At 64.6% G+C, this 16364-nt stretch carries 14 protein-coding genes and 1 tRNA gene; 9 read left to right on the top strand and 6 right to left on the bottom strand.

Translation table 11 applies throughout. The annotated features are described in order from the left end of the window. Positions 1-18 precede the first annotated feature (18 nt). Together KWO_RS21070 and KWO_RS21065 are read left to right on the top strand one after the other, a co-directional pair. Positions 19-1740 (top strand): ArnT family glycosyltransferase, encoded by a 1722-nt coding sequence (locus KWO_RS21070; RefSeq protein WP_010370036.1) that lies wholly within the window; start codon positions 19-21, stop codon positions 1738-1740. A gap of 164 nt (positions 1741-1904) precedes the next feature. Continuing rightward, a complete protein-coding gene (locus KWO_RS21065; protein ID WP_010376841.1) occupies positions 1905-3182 on the top strand; it encodes an O-antigen ligase family protein in 1278 nt (425 codons plus the stop codon). A gap of 197 nt (positions 3183-3379) precedes the next feature. Here the strand turns inward: KWO_RS21065 and KWO_RS21060 are convergent, their stop codons facing one another. Further along, complete coding sequence (locus KWO_RS21060; RefSeq protein WP_010376839.1) at positions 3380-4204, bottom strand: glycosyltransferase family 2 protein; 825 nt, start codon at positions 4202-4204, stop codon at positions 3380-3382. On the opposite strand from KWO_RS21060, the gene KWO_RS21055 reads away from it, so the two are divergent. Beyond that, positions 4205-5263, top strand: a complete 1059-nt coding sequence (locus KWO_RS21055) for a CDP-glycerol glycerophosphotransferase family protein (RefSeq protein WP_017112326.1) — start codon at positions 4205-4207, stop codon at positions 5261-5263. It begins immediately after the preceding gene. 296 nt (positions 5264-5559) lie between these two features. On the opposite strand, the gene KWO_RS21050 is transcribed toward KWO_RS21055, so the two are convergent. From KWO_RS21050 to ribA, 3 genes are all read right to left on the bottom strand, one after another. Then, positions 5560-7065 (bottom strand): PH domain-containing protein, encoded by a 1506-nt coding sequence (locus KWO_RS21050; protein ID WP_017112328.1) that lies wholly within the window; start codon positions 7063-7065, stop codon positions 5560-5562. Beyond that, positions 7062-7538 carry a PH domain-containing protein gene (locus KWO_RS21045; RefSeq protein ID WP_026112606.1) on the bottom strand — a complete coding sequence of 159 codons (477 nt, stop codon included), beginning with the start codon at positions 7536-7538 and terminating at the stop codon, positions 7062-7064. The genes KWO_RS21050 and KWO_RS21045 overlap by 4 nt, the downstream gene beginning before the upstream one ends. Before the next feature lie 138 nt (positions 7539-7676). After that, positions 7677-8810: a GTP cyclohydrolase II RibA gene (gene ribA, locus KWO_RS21040; protein WP_010376825.1), complete on the bottom strand. Its 1134-nt coding sequence runs from the start codon at positions 8808-8810 to the stop codon at positions 7677-7679. 244 nt (positions 8811-9054) lie between these two features. Between ribA and KWO_RS21035 the strand changes: the two genes are divergently transcribed. Further along, positions 9055-9576, top strand: coding sequence for a GNAT family N-acetyltransferase (locus KWO_RS21035; RefSeq protein ID WP_010376823.1), 522 nt, complete (start codon positions 9055-9057; stop codon positions 9574-9576). 302 nt (positions 9577-9878) lie between these two features. On the opposite strand, the gene KWO_RS21030 is transcribed toward KWO_RS21035, so the two are convergent. Next, the gene (locus KWO_RS21030) at positions 9879-10895 is read right to left on the bottom strand and encodes a lauroyl acyltransferase (RefSeq protein ID WP_026112607.1); all 1017 of its coding nucleotides are present in this window, start codon (positions 10893-10895) and stop codon (positions 9879-9881) included. On the opposite strand from KWO_RS21030, the gene dtd reads away from it, so the two are divergent. The 4 genes from dtd to KWO_RS21010 all read left to right on the top strand — a co-directional run bounded on the left by dtd (position 10894) and on the right by KWO_RS21010 (position 14425). Continuing rightward, positions 10894-11334, top strand: a complete 441-nt coding sequence (gene dtd / locus KWO_RS21025) for a D-aminoacyl-tRNA deacylase (protein WP_010376820.1) — start codon at positions 10894-10896, stop codon at positions 11332-11334. The genes KWO_RS21030 and dtd overlap by 2 nt on opposite strands. A 108-nt stretch (positions 11335-11442) precedes the next feature. Then, on the top strand, positions 11443-13317 hold the full coding sequence (gene rpoD / locus KWO_RS21020) for an RNA polymerase sigma factor RpoD (protein WP_010376818.1): 1875 nt from the start codon (positions 11443-11445) through the stop codon (positions 13315-13317). Positions 13318-13509: 192 nt separating this feature from the next. Then, complete coding sequence (locus KWO_RS21015) at positions 13510-13830, top strand: hypothetical protein (protein ID WP_026112127.1); 321 nt, start codon at positions 13510-13512, stop codon at positions 13828-13830. A 519-nt stretch (positions 13831-14349) separates the two neighbouring features. Continuing rightward, positions 14350-14425 (top strand) — tRNA-Ile (locus tag KWO_RS21010). A 55-nt stretch (positions 14426-14480) separates the two neighbouring features. Here KWO_RS21010 and KWO_RS21005 read toward each other — a convergent pair. Further along, on the bottom strand, positions 14481-15080 hold the full coding sequence (locus tag KWO_RS21005) for a site-specific integrase (protein WP_227479820.1): 600 nt from the start codon (positions 15078-15080) through the stop codon (positions 14481-14483). 116 nt (positions 15081-15196) lie between these two features. Between KWO_RS21005 and KWO_RS21000 the strand changes: the two genes are divergently transcribed. Further along, a protein-coding gene (locus tag KWO_RS21000; protein ID WP_100243791.1) for an IS3 family transposase occupies positions 15197-16341 on the top strand; the annotation gives its coding sequence in 2 pieces (ribosomal slippage) (positions 15197-15434 and positions 15434-16341; 1146 coding nt in all). The last annotated feature ends 23 nt before the right edge of the window (positions 16342-16364 follow it).

Raw genomic sequence — 16364 nt, 5'->3', positions numbered from 1 at the left:
GTCCGACTGCGGCCCAACATGCTCAAGAACCGCGCTTCCACCGATGTCTGGTTGCTGGCCATCACCGCCGTGCTGGTGATCGGCGCGGGCTTGGGCTTGCGTGACCCGTGGCCGGCGGACGAGCCGCGCTTTGCGCTGGTCGCCAAGCAGATGGTGGTGAGCGGCGACTGGTTGTTCCCGCATCGCGGCAACGAGCTGTATTCGGACAAGCCGCCGATGCTGATGTGGCTGCAGGCGTTGTTCTACACGCTGCTGGGCAACTGGCGGGTGGCGTTTTTGCTGCCCTCGTTGCTCGCCGCGTTGGGCACGCTGGCCTGCGTCTACGATCTGGGCCGGCGGCTGTGGACACGCCGCGTCGGGGTTTATGCGGCCTGGATGCTGCTGTTTACGCTGCACTTCACCTTTCAGGCCAAGAAAGCGCAGATCGATCCGCTGGTGGTGTTCTGGATCACCCTGGCCAATTACGGCTTGCTGCGCCATCTGCTGATGGGTCCGGCCTGGCGTTGGTGGACGCTGGGCTGGTTCGCCGCCGGCTTGGGCGTGATCACCAAGGGCGTGGGCATCATCGCGCTGCTGATGCTGATCCCGGCCGGGATTGCCGCAGCGCGTGGCTGGCCGGGCGTGCGCGTGCATGTGCGCGACCGGCGCTTTTGGTTGGGGCCGCTGTTCTTCTTCGTGGCGATCCTGCTGTGGTTCGTGCCGATGATGGTGACCGCGCTCACCGCCGGCCAGCCCGAATACCGCGTGTATCTCAACGACATCCTGCTGCGCCAGACCGCCAAGCGCTACGCCAAGTCCTGGGATCATGCGCAGCCGGTCTGGTACCACCTGCAAAGCATGGCCACGATGTGGCTGCCGACCATCCTGCTGCTGCCGTGGGCGATTCCAGCGTGGAGGCGCCGGCTCAAGCGGCGCGATCCGCGCTATCTGCTGCCGCTGGCCTGGTGGCTGCTGGTGCTGGTGTTCTTCACCATTCCCAGCGGCAAGCGCGATGTGTACATCCTGCCGGCGCTGCCGATGTTCTGCCTGGCGCTGGCGCCGTTGGTGCCAGGCCTGCTGCGCCGGGCTGGTGTGCAGCGGCTGCTGTTCGGGTTCGGGTTGCTGCTGGCGCTGGTGTTCAGCGCGGGTGGCGCGGCAATGCTGATCGGGCACCCGGGTTTTGAGCAGAAGATCATGGACAGCCGCGGGGTCGGCAGCGAAGCCACCGACCCGCTCGGCTGGCTGCTGCTCGCGGTAGGCACCTGGGGCATCGCTAGCCTGCTGCTGATGCGCGTGCGTCGCTCCGCGTTTGCGGTGGTCTCGCTGCTGGGCGCGTGGTGGGTGGCGTTCGGCCTGGTCTGCTACCCCATCTTCAACGATTCCAGTTCGGCCGGAGCGGTGATGCGCGAGGCCGGGCGCCGCATCGGCCCGGATGCGCAACTCGGGCTGGTGGCGTGGAAGGAGCAGAACCTGCTGATGGCCGATCGCCCGGCGCAGACCTTCGGCTTCAAGGTGCCATGGGAAACCCAATTGCAGCGCGGCGTGGCCTGGCAGGCAGAACAACCCGGCCAGCGCTGGCTGATGGTGCAAGAGACCGCATTGCTGGCCTGCGTGGATCGCAGCCGCAGCCAGTTGGTGGGCGTGGCTAACCGCCGGCGCTGGTGGCTGGTGCCGGCCGATGCGGTGCGCGGCGACTGCGTGGCCAGCTCCAGCGAGCGTGCGGTGGAAGCGAAAGAGCAGGGCAACCTGGACACCGAATGAGCCAGCGGACCCCACAGGCACGCGCACGTGCCAGGCGCCAGCGGCGCGGTGACCATGCAGCGGTCAGTGGCTGTCTAGCAGGGATTCATGCGCCGCATCGTTAGCTTGGCCGGCGTTGCCGATGCCCGGCCCTGCGTTGCCTCCCTTTTCCCACCGATCTTTAGATGAATTCTTCGCACACCCAGCCCGCATCTCTTTCGCCGTCTGCCCCAATCACATCGCGGGCAGGCGTGCGTATTGCCGAGCTGGGCGTGTTCGCATTGACCGCGCTGGTTGTCAGCATGCCGAGCGGGCTGCTGCCGTTTGGCCTGTGCCTGTTGCTTGGTTCGCTGGTGGGCTGGCGCAGCCTGCGTCAGGGCATTGCTGCGCGCGAGTGGTCGTTGCGCGTGGCGGGCTGGCTGACGGTGGCGGTGATTGCAATGTCGCTGCTGTCGATCGCCTTGTTCGAACACGGGCTGCGCGATGTGGGCAACCGATCACGCTTCCTGGTGCTGCCATGGGCGGCGCTGTGGGCGTATGCATTGCAGCCGCGCCAAGTCTGGCTATGGCGCGGTGCCCTGGCTGGTGTGTTCGCGGCGATGTTGATTGCGCTGCTGCAGGTGATGAACGGTGCCGACCGCGCCGAAGGCTTCACCAACGCCATTGTGTTTGCCGACATCGCGCTGATGTTGCTGGTGGTGGCGGTGTTCTGCCGCCCGGACGGCAATGTGCGTTGGCTGGTGAGCGCGGCGGTGGCCACCGTGGTGGTGGTCGTGCTCAGCGGCAGCCGTGGGGTGTTGTTGTCACTGCTGGCGACGCTGGGCGTGCTGATCTGGGGTGCACCCTGGCATAGCGCGCGTGCGCGCTTGCTGACCTTCATCGGCGGCGCGGTGCTGGCAGTGGGCGTTGCGCTCAGCGTGCCGGCCCTGACCGACCAGATGCGCCTGGGCGAATTGCAGAGCGACCTGCAACGTTACGAAGTGGGCGACACCGATTCGTCGGCCGGTGCCCGCATCGAACGCCTGCATGTGGCTTGGGATACCGTGAAGGCGCATCCGTTGACGGGTGTGGGCGTTGGGCGTTTCGACGATGCGATGCACGACCTGCCGGCCTGTGCCGCCAACCCGGCGTTGTTTCGTTGCCAGTTGGGACATGCGCACAACGATTTGGCCGAATGGGCAGCTACCCAGGGCGTGCCCGGCCTGTTGCTGCTGCTTGCCGTCTATGGTGTGCCGCTGTGGATCTTCGTGCGGCTGCATCGGCGCAGTGGGCAGAAGCAGTTCCGTGGCCCGGCTGCGGCCGGGGTCATGCTCGTGATCAGTTATGCGTTGTGCGGGCTGACTCAATCGATGTTTGCGCACCAAGTGGCGGCGAGCTTTTACACGGCCATGGTCGGCGTGTTGGTGGGGCTGGCAGCGCGTCAGGCGCAGCAGGCCGAGTCAGGTGTGACGAGCACCCGGTAGCGACGGGTGATCCACCGGCTGCATGTGGCGCACGTGCCCGCAGCGTGCGCATTGAGTGGCCGATCAAATACCTGCGCAGAAGCAGAATGTGCAGCCGTTGCTGGAATCGGCGCGTGTCACTTGGACATGTCGGCTTCTAGCAGCGTTCGCGCCATGCGTAGTTGCTTTACGGCTGCTTTCGACGTTTTTATCCGAACTTACTCGCTGCGATGATCCGGCGTGCGCGGTGGATCCTGCACCGGCTGGTTGTGCTGCAGCAACCACAGCATGATGGTCTTCTGACGCACGTAGTTGGCGCGCACGTAGGCGTAGATCAGCCCGTGCCAGCCATCGCGAAAACCGCCGCGCAACAGATAGCCGCGCCAGAAGCGCCAGGCCGGTGCCAGCACCAGCTTGCTCCAGGTGGCGCGTTTGCCGCGTGCGTGTTCGTGTTCGGCCATCATCTGCGCGTAGCGCTGGGTTTTGGCGAGTTGCTGCATCAGCGATCGGTACGGGTAATGGATCAGATCGCCCGCCAGCGTCGCCACCGCGCCATCCACGCTGGCCGCTTCGTGGATCTCGCGCTTGCCGCGCCAGCCACCACGGCGACGATCGAACAAGCGCAGCACTCGGTCCGGATACGCGTTGCCGTGGCGCAGGAAGCGGCCGAAGTAGTCGGACAAGCGTGCGAAGCGGTAGCCGGCCGCCGTGGCGAACCCAGCATCGCGCGTAGCGATGATCGAGGCGCGCAAGTCATCGCTGACGCGTTCGTCGGCGTCCAGACACAACACCCAGTCGTGGCTGGCCTGTGCCACGCAGAACGCTTTCTGGCTGCGGTAGCCATCGAAAGCGCGTTGCAGCACGCGCGCGCCGTGTGCGCTGGCGATGGCAGCGGTGGCATCGGTGGAGCCGGAGTCCACCACCACGATCTCGTCGCAGAACGCCAGCGAGGTCAAACATTCGCGTAGGCGATCGGCCTCGTTGAACGCGATAATGCAGGCCGAAATGCGAGGCCGTTCGTCGGGTGCGGTCGAAGAGGACATGTGATGGCCGATTACCTGCTGTTCGCAACGGAGCGTTACGCGTTGCCTATTCTGGCGCCATTGGCGCAGGCATTACAGGCCTCCGGGCACGCGGTGTCGGCCTGGTTCGAAGGTGGCGCGCGCGGGCTGGCGCTGCCGGGCGTGCGCGAGATCGGCCTGCGCGAGGCGCTGGCCTTGCGTCCGCGCGCGGTATTCAGCGCGGCCAACTGGGTGCCGCCGTTCGTGTCGGGCGCGAAAGTGCAGCTGTTCCACGGCTTCAATGTGCAAAAGCGCGAGGACAATCGCGGTCATTTCCGCGTGCGCGGTTTGTTCGATCTGTATTGCACGCAAGGTCCGGCCACCACCGCGCCGTTCCGCGCACTGGCGCAGCGCGAAGGGCATTTTGCGGTGGTGGAAACCGGCTGGCCCAAGCTCGATCCGGTGTTTCGCGACGATGGTGGCCGCAGCGCCGGCTTGCGCGCTCCAGCCGCTGGCCGCCCGGTGATCCTGTTCGGTTCCACCTTTACCGAGCGGCTGAGCGCGGCGCCTGCGCTCTATGAGGAGATTGCCGCCGATATCGCGCGCGGCGCGCATTACTGGCTGCTGACCTTGCACCCGAAGTGCGCGCCGGAGTTGTTCGATCGCTATCGCGCGCTGGCGGGAGCCAACGCACGCTTCATCGAGCCCGAAGACGTCATGGCGGCGCAGCGCGCGGCCGACGTGTTGGTCTCGGATACCTCATCGATCGTGTCCGAGTTCGTGGTGCAGCACAAACCGGTGGTGACCTTTCGCAATCGCGTGCCGCAGCCGCACATGCTCGACTTCCAACAGGCACAGCAGTTGCCGCAACAGCTGACGCGCGCGCTGGCCCCGGATGCGGCATTGCGCAGTGCACTTGCCAGCTACGCCGATGCGATCCACCCGTATCGCGACGGGCATTCCTCCGAGCGGGTGATTGCCGCCACCGAGGATTTCATTGTCGGCAAGCTCGGCGAACTGCGGCGCAAACCGCTGGGCGCGGTGTGGCGCGGGCTGCAGATCCGTCGTGAGCTGGGCTACTGGGGGCCGGCGCAACGCTGAGCGCAGCTACCAACCGACTGCGCAGCCGCCAGGCGGGTGCGGCCCGTCCTCTGTGCGGCACACGCGTACACTGCGGTTGCTCCGCGCCGTCGCATCCGCCTGACGATCGCTGGCTACGTGTTGAGAGCCGCTCCAAGCTTCATCAGCCGTAACCAGCGCGGCGATGGTTGCCGGCAACGCATTGCCGCAGCTGATCGCCGTCATTGATCAGGTCACCGACCCGAGTGCCAATGTCAATCAGCACAACTGCTGATGGCCAGTGCTGATCAGCGCCATTGACTGATCGCTGTTGCTGATCACCAGCGCAACTTGCGCCGCGCCAACGCGGCACCGAGTTGCGCCTGCAACGCCTGCGCTTGGGCAAACGGCACAAACCGCAGCCGCAGCGCCGGACCGGTTGCACTGGCGCCGGCTGTATCCAGCCACAGCGTGGCAGTGCCGGACAGCCGGTCCAGCGGCGAGCGTTGCAGTTGCAGCGCCTGAAGCTTGTCCAGCTCGGCCAGTCGCCACCAGCGCTTCCACCAGCCACCGCGCACCGCAACGTAACGCGCATCCACCGCATACGCCATGCGTTGCACCTGGCGCTGCGCTTTGAAGGCGCTCCACGCCAGCCATGCCAGCAACCATAAGGCCTGGCTGCCGAACTGCCATGCCAGGCCCGCCACCAGCGGCAGCAGCACGAGCGCCGTGGGCAGACTCAATCGCCACCAGCAATGCGTGGCGATCGACTGCCACTGTGCCGGCGGCCATGCGATACCGGGCAGCAGGCGCTGCAGCAAGGCATCGCAGTGCTGCGGGTCGGCAATGGGGGCGAGTTCCTTCAGTGCGCTGCCTTCGTTATCGCCTCTGCCGGCCACGGCGGTGTCCACCCGCAACTGGCGGCGTCCGAACAAACGATGCAGCAGGCCTTCGTACAGCGTCCACGACTGGATCCGCCGCAAGGCCACGCTGCTGCGGATCCGCGTCAGCAGCCCGCGCTCCACGGTGAGGCGGCGCTCGGATTCGCTTAGATGAAAGCCGTGGTACTGCGTCACCGCCAGGGCCACCGACAGCGCGCGCATCGCCGCAAGCACGGCAAGCGTGGCGATCATCACCAGCGTTGCCGTGACCGCGACGCCGGGATGCGTCTGGCTGACGTAGCGGTACGCCAGCTCGCCGTTGTGCTCGACGAAGTTGGACACCGTGCGGCGCGGAATCATCTGGTAGATGACGCCGAAGCTGGCCGCCACCACCACCATGCCGCGATTGGAGATCAGCCCCAGCCGGATCACTTCAGTCATCGACATGCGCAGCAGACTGCCGCTGTCTTCGTCGATGTGCGCTGCCTGGACATCTGCGTCCGTCACGCGGCGACGGATCAGATCTTCCAGCGCCAGAGCCTGATCCAGCCGCAGCACGCGCATTTCCGCTTCCGGCTTGTGCCCGCCAGCCGATTCCAGGCGGACCTCGGCCACGCCGGCCAGGCGGTGCAGCAGCGATTGATGCACCACCACGTTATGGATGCGCGCAAACGGAATATCACGCCGGCTGCGTTCCAGCAGACCACTTCGAATCGACACGCCATCGCTGCCGATCCGGTAGCGGTAGGTGAAGTAACGCAGCACCGAAATCGCCACCAGCACCGCGATCACCACGCCAGTGGCGATCTGGTCGGCAAAATCGCTACTGCCGTCGCGGTTGCCAAACAGCACCAGTGCGGCGAGCGGAATCAGGAACTGACGGATCTGCTGCAGCAACACGAACACCCACGACAACGGATGCAGGCGCTGCTCGTCGTTGCCGGGATGTTCGATGGCGCTCATAGCGCGTCGTCGTCGTGATCGAGCTGTCGCGCCAGGCGATCACGCAGGCGTTCGGCATCGTCCTGATCCAGCCCCGACAGCGCCACGGCATTGAGCCGGCTGCCGGCGGTATGCACCACCAGCGTGGTCAGGCGGGTCGCGCGTTCGATCGGCCCGCGACGCAGATCCACGTGCTGCACGCGCGAGATCGGAACGCGCGTATCGCTTTGCCACAGATGGCCGCGCTGTAGCGCCAAGCCATACTGATCGAGTTTCCAATGCGTCAGCCGATGCCGTTTGACCGCAAACCAGGCACCCAGCAGGGCGATGGCCACGGTTACGCCCAGCACCGCCGGCCACTGATGCCAAGCGTGCAGCCAGACAACCGTCACGCCGCCTGCGATCAGGCCCGCACATCCGCCGCCGAGCGCACCGTTGACCGCCGCCACATACGCACCGCGGCGCGGCAGCGACTGCCACTGGCTGTGGTTCACGGCTGGCGCTTCTGGCGAAGCAGGCGCGACGATGACATCGGGGTGCGGCGGTGGAGCGTCGTGCACGAGGCGAGCCTGCAGAAGCGGTTCGCAAGCATAGCCGGCCGCCGAGTGCAGGCGCATCCGGCGCCGGGCGCGCTATTGCGCAGCCAGGATCAACGCATCCACATCCAGCGCATGGCCTGCGCGTGCAGCCTTGGTGCGTAGGTACTGCTCGTTTTCGGCGGTAATGTCGCCGGTGATCGCGATGCGGTCTTCGACCGCAATGCCGGCTGCGCGCAGGCGCTCGGCCTTGGCCGGGTTATTGGTCAACAGCCGGATCCGGCCAATGCCCAGCCCGCGCAGCATCGCCACCGCACTGCCGTAGCGGCGCTCGTCTGGGCCGAAGCCCAGCTGCGCGTCGGCATCGATCGTGTCCAGGCCGGCATGCTGGTAGCCGTAGGCACGCATCTTCGCGGCGATGCCGGTGCCGCGGCCTTCCTGATCCAGGTACAGCAGCACACCGCCACCGAGTTCTTTCAGCTTGGCCAGGCCGTGTCGCAGCTGGTCGCCGCAATCGCATTTGAGCGAGCCGAACAGGTCGCCGGTGAGGCACGACGAATGCACACGCACCGGCACGGCACTCGTGAGGTCTGGCTGGCCGACCACGATGGCCACCTGGTCGCGCTGCGCCACGCCGCCGCGGAACACCACAAATTCGCTCATGCCCAGGCCGCGTAGCGGCACCGGGGTGCGGGTCACCAACTCGTAACCGGCCGCTGCGGAGGTGGCGCAGCCGCGGCTCAAATCGTCCAGCGCCAGCGACTGGCAGCCGGCGAACGCAGCATGGTCGTGCACATCGCGCAGTTCTACCGCCAGCAGTGCCGGCAGTAGCAAGCCTAGCCGCGCGATCTCCGCGCCGCCGGCATCCAGCGCATCGCCGGCCGTCCATTGCGTGGGCACCGGGGTGTCGCGCAGGTAGGCCAGCGCGGCGAGCTGGTCGTAGTTGTGATCGACCAAGCCCACGCGCGCACCCTGCGGCGCGCTCAGGCCCAGCACCTGGGCGCGGGTGGGCGTCACGAACAGATAGTGGCGGCCCTGCGCGGCGCGGGCGAAGGCCACGTACGACTGCGCGGTGCTGCTGTCCAATGCCAGCACCGCACGCGCCTGTCCATGCGCCGCCGTCAGCAGCACCGGGCGCCCGGCACGCAGCTCGGAAGCGGCGCGCTCACAGCGGATCGCCGCCGGATCGCCGAAGGCCTGTGCGCTGGGGGAGGGGACGGGGCTGCTCATGCACGACTCCAGATGGGGATTGCCACGGCCGCTTCAAGGCGGGCGCCGCCGCGGTCACTGCATGATCGCGTCTGTCCATTGTCGCGCGCCTGGCAACAGGCAGTCGCCACGACCGGGTAGAACGCTGCATCCAGCCGCTGCCGATTGAGTGGCGCGCCATGTGCCGATTGCTTGCCTGCGGCCCGCGTTGTTCAGCGCCTGGCAATGCTTTCTAATCGGGCGACCTCCATGTTCGTCGGGCACCATGCACATTGTCGATTGCAGCCAAGCGCGCCACGCCAGCGCCATTCTGGACATCTTCAACGAAGCCATCGCCAATTCCACTGCGCTGTACGACTACCGGCCACGGCCACCGGAGAGCATGGTCGGCTGGTTCGCCACCAAGCAGGTGGGCGGCTTTCCGGTGATTGGCGTGGAGGACGCTGACGGCACCCTGATGGGCTTTGCCAGCTACGGCACCTTCCGCGCCTGGCCGGCGTTCAAGTACAGCGTCGAGCACTCGATCTATGTGCACCGCGACCATCGCGGTAAAGGCCTGGGGCGCCTGCTGCTGCAAGCCTTGATCGCGGCGGCGCAAGCGCGCGGCGTGCATGTGCTGGTGGGCGGCATCGATGCCAACAATCAGGTCAGCATCGCCTTGCACGAACAGTTCGGCTTCACCCATGCCGGCACCGTGCGCGAAGCCGGTTTCAAGTTCGGGCGCTGGCTGGATCTGGCGTTTTATCAACGCATTTTGGCCACGCCTGCCGATCCGCACGACGACTGAGTGCGATGCGGGCACCGCGCGACACGGTTCGGTTGCGCTGCGCCAGTCGCACTGCGCTGGCCGGATGGTCCGCTGGCATGACGAACAGTGCGGTTGCGCGGTCGCACGGAGGTACTGAAGGGGTGGAACGCAAACGCACCAGGCGTGATTGGGGCGCGCTGCATCTTGCGTTGCCGGCATCCCACGCCAGCAGCGACCAAGTGGTCGAGCCGCAACGTGAAACACCTGGCGGACCAAAGGACCAGCCTTGCGAGCCGCCGCCGCGCTCGCTTGACAGGTCGCGCTGCAGATGCCGCCCGTCGCTAATGCGGATGCCGCTCGGTCGCATACGGATTGGCCTCGCCGCTGCCCGGCGGGCGCAGGGTGTAGCGCTTGTAGGTCCACTGATATTGCGCCGGGTCGCGCCGGGCAATCTGTTCGATGCCGGCGTTGAGCGCGCTGGCCGCACGTGCCGGATCCGCATTGGCCACCGCGGGGTCGGCCGATTGCACATGCAGTGCGAACTGCAGATCGTCGCCGGCGCGCTCGCACCAGCCGTACAGCACGATCGCCCCGGTCCGCTCGGCCAGCCGGTTGACCAAGGTCATGGTCAAGGCCGGAATGCCGAAGAACGGTGCGAACACGCCATCGCCCATCTTCGGTTGCTGGTCGGGCAGGATGCCGACCGCGCCGCCGTCCTTGAGCACCTTGAACAACTGCCGCACCGCCGGCCCTTCGGCGCGTACCTGGCGCACGTTGTCGCCGCCGCGTGCCAACTGCAGGAAACCGTCCACCGCCTCGGACTCCGGCGGCCGGTAGACAATGGCGATGGGCCCGCGTTCGGACAGCCACTGGTTGAGCAGTTCCCAGTTGCCGAAGTGCGGCGCCGCCACGATGACCCCGCGCCCGGAGGCCAGCGCGGCGTCGTAGAGTTCCTGGCCGTTGCGTTGCAGGCGGGCCAGATTCTCCGCCGGCGGGCGGGTCCAGGTGCGCAGCACTTCCAGCGTCTGCCGCGCGGTCGATTGCAGGACCTGCGCATGCAAGCGCGCGCGCTGCCCGGCGCTCAGTTCCGGATACGCCAGCTCCAGATTGCGGCGCGCCACGCGTGACTCGCGTGCGTTGAGCTTGCGCCAGCTCCAGGCCAGCGTGTCGGCCACGCGCTTGAGCAACGGCCACGGCAAACGTCCCACGGTGGCGGCGGTGGCATACAACAGGCGAGCGCGAACATCAGGTGTCATCGGCGCAATTCTAAACAGCGCAGACCGCGAAGGCCCGCGCGTGACAGTGCCGGCAGCGCTGGGCATGCTGCGCGGCACAGTTTGCCGCCCGAGAATGCCCATGCTTGCACTGATCCAGCGCGTCATCCGCGCCAGCGTCACGGTCGATGACCAGATCGTCGGGCAGATCGGCCCCGGGCTGCTGGCGCTGGTCGGCGTGGAGCCCGGCGACACCGATGCGCAGATCCGGCGCCTGGCCGAGCGCCTGCTCAGCTACCGCGTCTTCGGCGACGACGCCGGCAAGATGAATCACTCACTCACCGATACCGGCGGCGGCCTGCTGCTGGTAAGCCAGTTCACCCTGGCCGCTGACACCAGTTCCGGAAATCGCCCAGGCTTCAGCACCGCGGCGCCGCCCGAAGAGGCTGAACGGGCGTTCAATCAAGTAGTGGGCATTTGTCGCGAAAAACACCGCGGCGGGGTGGAAACGGGGCGCTTCGGTGCCCATATGGTTGTCGACCTGGTCAACGATGGCCCGGTGACTTTCCTTCTCAGACCCTAGATACAACACGTCCACCAGCGGTCCCGTCTTGAATCCGGCAGACCGGGCTTCACGCTGGTATAATGCTAGGTTCTCTTTCCAATCTCAAAGCCGGTGGCGCGAGCACTCATGGCCAACGAACGTCCTGCCCAGCAATCCGACATCAAGCTACTGATCAGCAAGGGCCTGGAACAGGGCTATCTGACCTACGCCGAAGTCAATGACCATCTGCCCGACGACCTTGTCGACCCGGAGCAGATCGAAGACATCATCAGCATGATCAACGGCATGGGCATCGATGTCCATGAAGTTGCACCCGATGCCGAAACCCTGTTGCTCAACGATGGCAACACCGGCAACCGCGAGGTTGACGACACCGCAGCCGAAGAAGCTGCCGCCGCGCTGACTGCGCTCGACACCGAAGGTGGCCGTACCACCGACCCGGTGCGCATGTATATGCGCGAAATGGGCACGGTCGAGCTGCTGACCCGCGAAGGCGAAATCGCCATCGCCAAGCGCATCGAAGAAGGCCTGAGCCAGGTCCAGGCAGCACTGGGCGTGTTCCCGCTGTCGACCGAAATGCTGCTCGCCGATTACGAAGCGCATAAGGAAGGCAAGAAGCGTCTGGCCGAGATCGTGGTGGGCTTCAACGACCTGATCGAAGAAGCCGACGCCGCTGCCGCCGCGCTGGCTGCCGCTGGCCCCGTCGCTGTCGACGAGGACGCGGTGGATGAAGACGACGACGAAGATGGCGATGACGACGCTGCCGAAGAAGAGGCCGGCCCGACCGGTCCGGACCCGGTGGAAGTCGCCACGCGCATGGAGAACCTGGCCAACGAATACGCCAAGTTCAAGAAGGTCTATGCCAAGAACGGCGCCGAGCACAAGCTGGTGGTCAAGGCGCGCGAAGACATGGCCGCCATTTTCACCACGCTCAAGTTGCCGCTGCCGCTGACCGACGCGCTGGTCACCCAGCTGCGTGGCGTGGTCAACGGCATCAAGGACCACGAGCGCAAGGTGCTGCACCTGGCCACCACCGTGGCCCGTATGCCGCGCAAGGATTTCATCCGCTCCTGGGAAGGCAATCAGACCAACCTGGAATGGGTGGAAGACGCACTCAAGCGCAAGCAGAAGTGGTCGTCGGCGCTGCGCGACGTCAAGGATCAGATCATCTCCGAGCAGCAGGGCTCGATGGAGATGGAGAAGTCCAGCTATCTGACGCTGGGCGAGATCAAAGAGATCAGCCGTGCGATGGCCTATGGCGAAGCCAAGGCGCGCAAGGCCAAGAAGGAAATGGTCGAAGCCAACCTGCGTCTGGTCATCTCGATTGCCAAGAAGTACACCAACCGCGGCCTGCAGTTCCTCGACCTGATCCAGGAAGGCAACATCGGCCTGATGAAGGCCGTGGACAAGTTCGAATACCGTCGCGGTTACAAGTTCTCAACATATGCAACGTGGTGGATCCGTCAGGCCATCACCCGTTCGATCGCCGATCAGGCGCGCACCATCCGTATTCCGGTGCACATGATCGAAACGATCAACAAGTTGAACCGCATTTCCCGCCAGATGCTTCAGCAGTTCGGCCGCGAGGCGACGCCGGAGGAACTGGCCAAGGAAATGGACATGCCCGAGGACAAGATCCGCAAGGTGATGAAAATCGCCAAGGAGCCGATCTCGATGGAAACCCCGATCGGCGACGACGAGGATTCGCATCTGGGCGACTTCATCGAGGACACCAATGTGGAGTCACCGATCGACAACACCACCAACATCAATCTCTCCGAGACGGTGCGTGATGTGTTGGCCGGCCTCACCCCGCGCGAGGCGAAGGTGCTGCGGATGCGCTTCGGTATCGACATGAACACCGATCACACGCTGGAAGAGGTCGGTAAGCAGTTCGACGTCACCCGCGAGCGGATCCGTCAGATAGAGGCCAAGGCGTTGCGCAAGCTGCGTCACCCGAGCCGTTCGGAACAGCTGCGCTCGTTCCTGGATATCGACTGATGCCTCAGTCGTAACCGTGCAGTGATCACACAGCAGCCCCGCTCGTGCGGGGCTGCTGCGTTGTGGCGTGGGCAGTTGGCTATGCTTGCCCTATGGCGGCATGAGACTCGTAAAATGCTGCGCGCTGTGAACGGCGCGCTGATGCGTTCACGCAGCGGCGACGAAGCCACACGGCCATGCAACATTAAACAGATGTTTCTGCAAACCTCACGTCGCGTTCTGACCGTGACTTCTAAGTTGGCGGACGAATGGAAACGGGATCGTCTTATGAGTAGGCAAAGCCGCTTCGAAACAACCACGTACCGCGAACACGAGGTCCGCGTACGCGTCGAGCAGGCTTCCCCGGATGCCAAGTGGACGCTGTGGGTGGATGTGTACGCGCTCGGCGGCAAGCGCCAACCGCGCATTGCCGGTAACGGGCCAGGTTATGAGACGTACCAGGAGGCGATCGCGCACGGGTTTCGTGCGGGCCGGCAGTTGATCGATGGGCAGTTTGAGACTGCCGATGCGTGATGGGCGGGGATTGGGAGCAAGGGGCGGGATTGGTGATTCGGGATGGTAGGTTCTGCTGGTTGCTTCTAGGTACCGCCTTCCTAGGGCCACCCCGCGCTTTGTTGCGATCATCGCGTCCGCTGCTACAGCGTGCTGATTGTCACGCTGCGATTGACCGCCAACATTGTGTTGATTGCCATGCTTGCGCTAACGGTGACGCACATATGGCGCTGCGATCGACTGCTAACAAACCAGCTTCGGCATCACCAAGCTCCACACCATGCGGTAATCTGCTCGGGTGCATCGGTCCGTCAAAGGCGTTTGTAGAGCGGCGGCGGGACGTAACTCTGAAATATGATGCTCAAAGCCCAGCCGCCGCTGGGCTTTTTCGTTGTGGTTACCGATACACGATCTTGCAGCTATAGACGCTTGAATCGTTGTAGGTACACGCCGCCCAGCAGACAGGGTGACGCGTAGACAGGTAAACTTTCGCGTCCGCTACACGGCCCGACATGCTCGCCATCTCGCTGCCAGACACACGGGCCTATAGCTCAACGGTTAGAGCAGAGGACTCATAATCCTTTGGTTGAAGGTTCGAATCCTTCTGGGCCCACCATGAAATCAAAGGCTTAGCTCACGCCAGGCGCCTTGATTCGAGGCTGCCGGGAAAATTAGCGGCGCTTTGGCGGTTTTACCACCGGCAGTGCATGGTCATAGCGGCCTGTCATTGCTGCTGTCACATGCCCTGCAGCGTCTTGTTTGTCGCCCCGGTTACCCACTGTGTCGGTAATGCCGCGATGCTTGAGGCCGTGTAGCGAAAAGCGCTCCTGCTTCGAAATGATCCCGTCTGTCATTGCAAGTGTGATGAATCGCTGCCAGGCACTATCCAGCGATGACTTAGCCATCGGGTTACCTGACTGTTCAACCAGTAGGCGCCGATCCTCAGCCTTAATGGGCACTGCAAAATTTCGACCGTTTTTAGTCCAGATAGCGGTGCGTCGTGCTACGAGGAAATTCCACGCTTCGATCATTTCTGGATCCCACTCGGTGAGCGTGTCGCGTGACCCCTTGCGCCGTTGAGCATGGATGCCTGTTGGCTGCTTATGTGTGTCGTTGAGTGTGCACACCTCGATGCCGCGTAGGCGCGCGCTATACGCCAGCACCATGACTGGCGCGAGATAGCTTGGGCAGCTTCCCTTTGTATGCGGCGGAAGCGAGCCGCGTTCTCTAGCGAAGGCCAGCACCTTTTCGAAGGTGGTCGGCGTTGGCATCCGGTGGTTCTTTGCTTCGCGTGCTTGTCTCACGCCGATGGCTGGATTCGATCTGATACGCCCAGGCTTTTCTAGACATCTCAAGGCCATGGAAAATAGCTAATTCGGAGGTGTCCATGAGCAGCAAGCGGTATACGGATGAGTTCAAGATCGAAGCGGTCCGGCAAGTGACCGATCACAGGTTCAAGGCGGCAGAAGTCGCCGAGCTCCTGGTTGTCACCACGCACAGCCTGTACGCCTGGATGCGCAAGTTCGGCAAGCGCGGCGTCGTGCAGCGCGCCGAGGTGGACCAGAGCGCCGAGGTTCGGCGCCTGAAGGCCGAGTTGCGCCGAGTGACCGAGGAGCGCGACATCCTAAAAAAGGCCGCCGCGTACTTTGCCAAGGGGTAAAGGCAAAGTACGCCTTCATGCAGACCCATCGCGGGGAATTTAGGCTGTGCGCGATGTGCCGGGTGTTGCGGGTGAACCGGGCCGGTGACTACGCTTGGCTAAAGTCGCCCAAGAGTGAGCGCGCCAAGGAAGACGAACGCCTGCTGGGGTTAATCAAGCACCAGTGGCTGGCCAGCGGCAGTGTCTATGGGCATCGCAAGATCACCAAGGATCTGCGCGATCTGGCGGAGCGCTGCAGTCGCCATCGGGTGCATCGGTTGATGCGTGCGGAAGGGTTACGTGCGCATGTGGGCTATGGGCGCAAACCCCGCTTCCATTGCGGGACCGAGTACGTCGCCGCAGCCAACCTGCTTGATCGGCAGTTCAATGTCGCTGAGCCGGACACGGCCTGGGCGAGCGATTTCACCTTCATCCGCACGCATGAAGGCTGGATGTATCTGGCTGTGGTGATCGATCTGTTCTCCAGGCAGGTCGTCGGCTGGGCGATGCGCGATCGGGCCGATACCGAGTTGGTCGTGCAGGCCCTGCTATCGGCGGTATGGCGGCGCAAACCCAGATCGGGTTGCCTGATCCACTCGGACCAAGGATCGGTCTACACCAGCGATGACTGGCAGAGTTTCCTGGCATCCCATGGCTTGGTGTGCAGCATGAGTCGGCGCGGTAACTGCCATGACAACGCCCCGGTGGAGAGCTTCTTGGGCCTGCTCAAACGCGAGCGGATCAGGCGGCGGGTCTACCCCACCAAGGACGCCGCGCGCACGGAGGTGTTCGACTACATCGAGATGTTCTACAACCCAAAACGCCGTCATGGTTCAACCGGCGACCTGTCGCCTGTAGAGTTTGAACGGCGCTACGCGCAACGAGGGTCTTGAGTGTCTACGGAACCCAGGGCGTA

This window comes from Xanthomonas vasicola pv. musacearum NCPPB 4379 (assembly GCF_000277895.2).
GTDB lineage: Bacteria > Pseudomonadota > Gammaproteobacteria > Xanthomonadales > Xanthomonadaceae > Xanthomonas > Xanthomonas vasicola.
The sequence above is the reverse complement of the archived record's forward strand: the minus strand, read 5'-3'. Positions and strand labels throughout refer to the sequence as shown.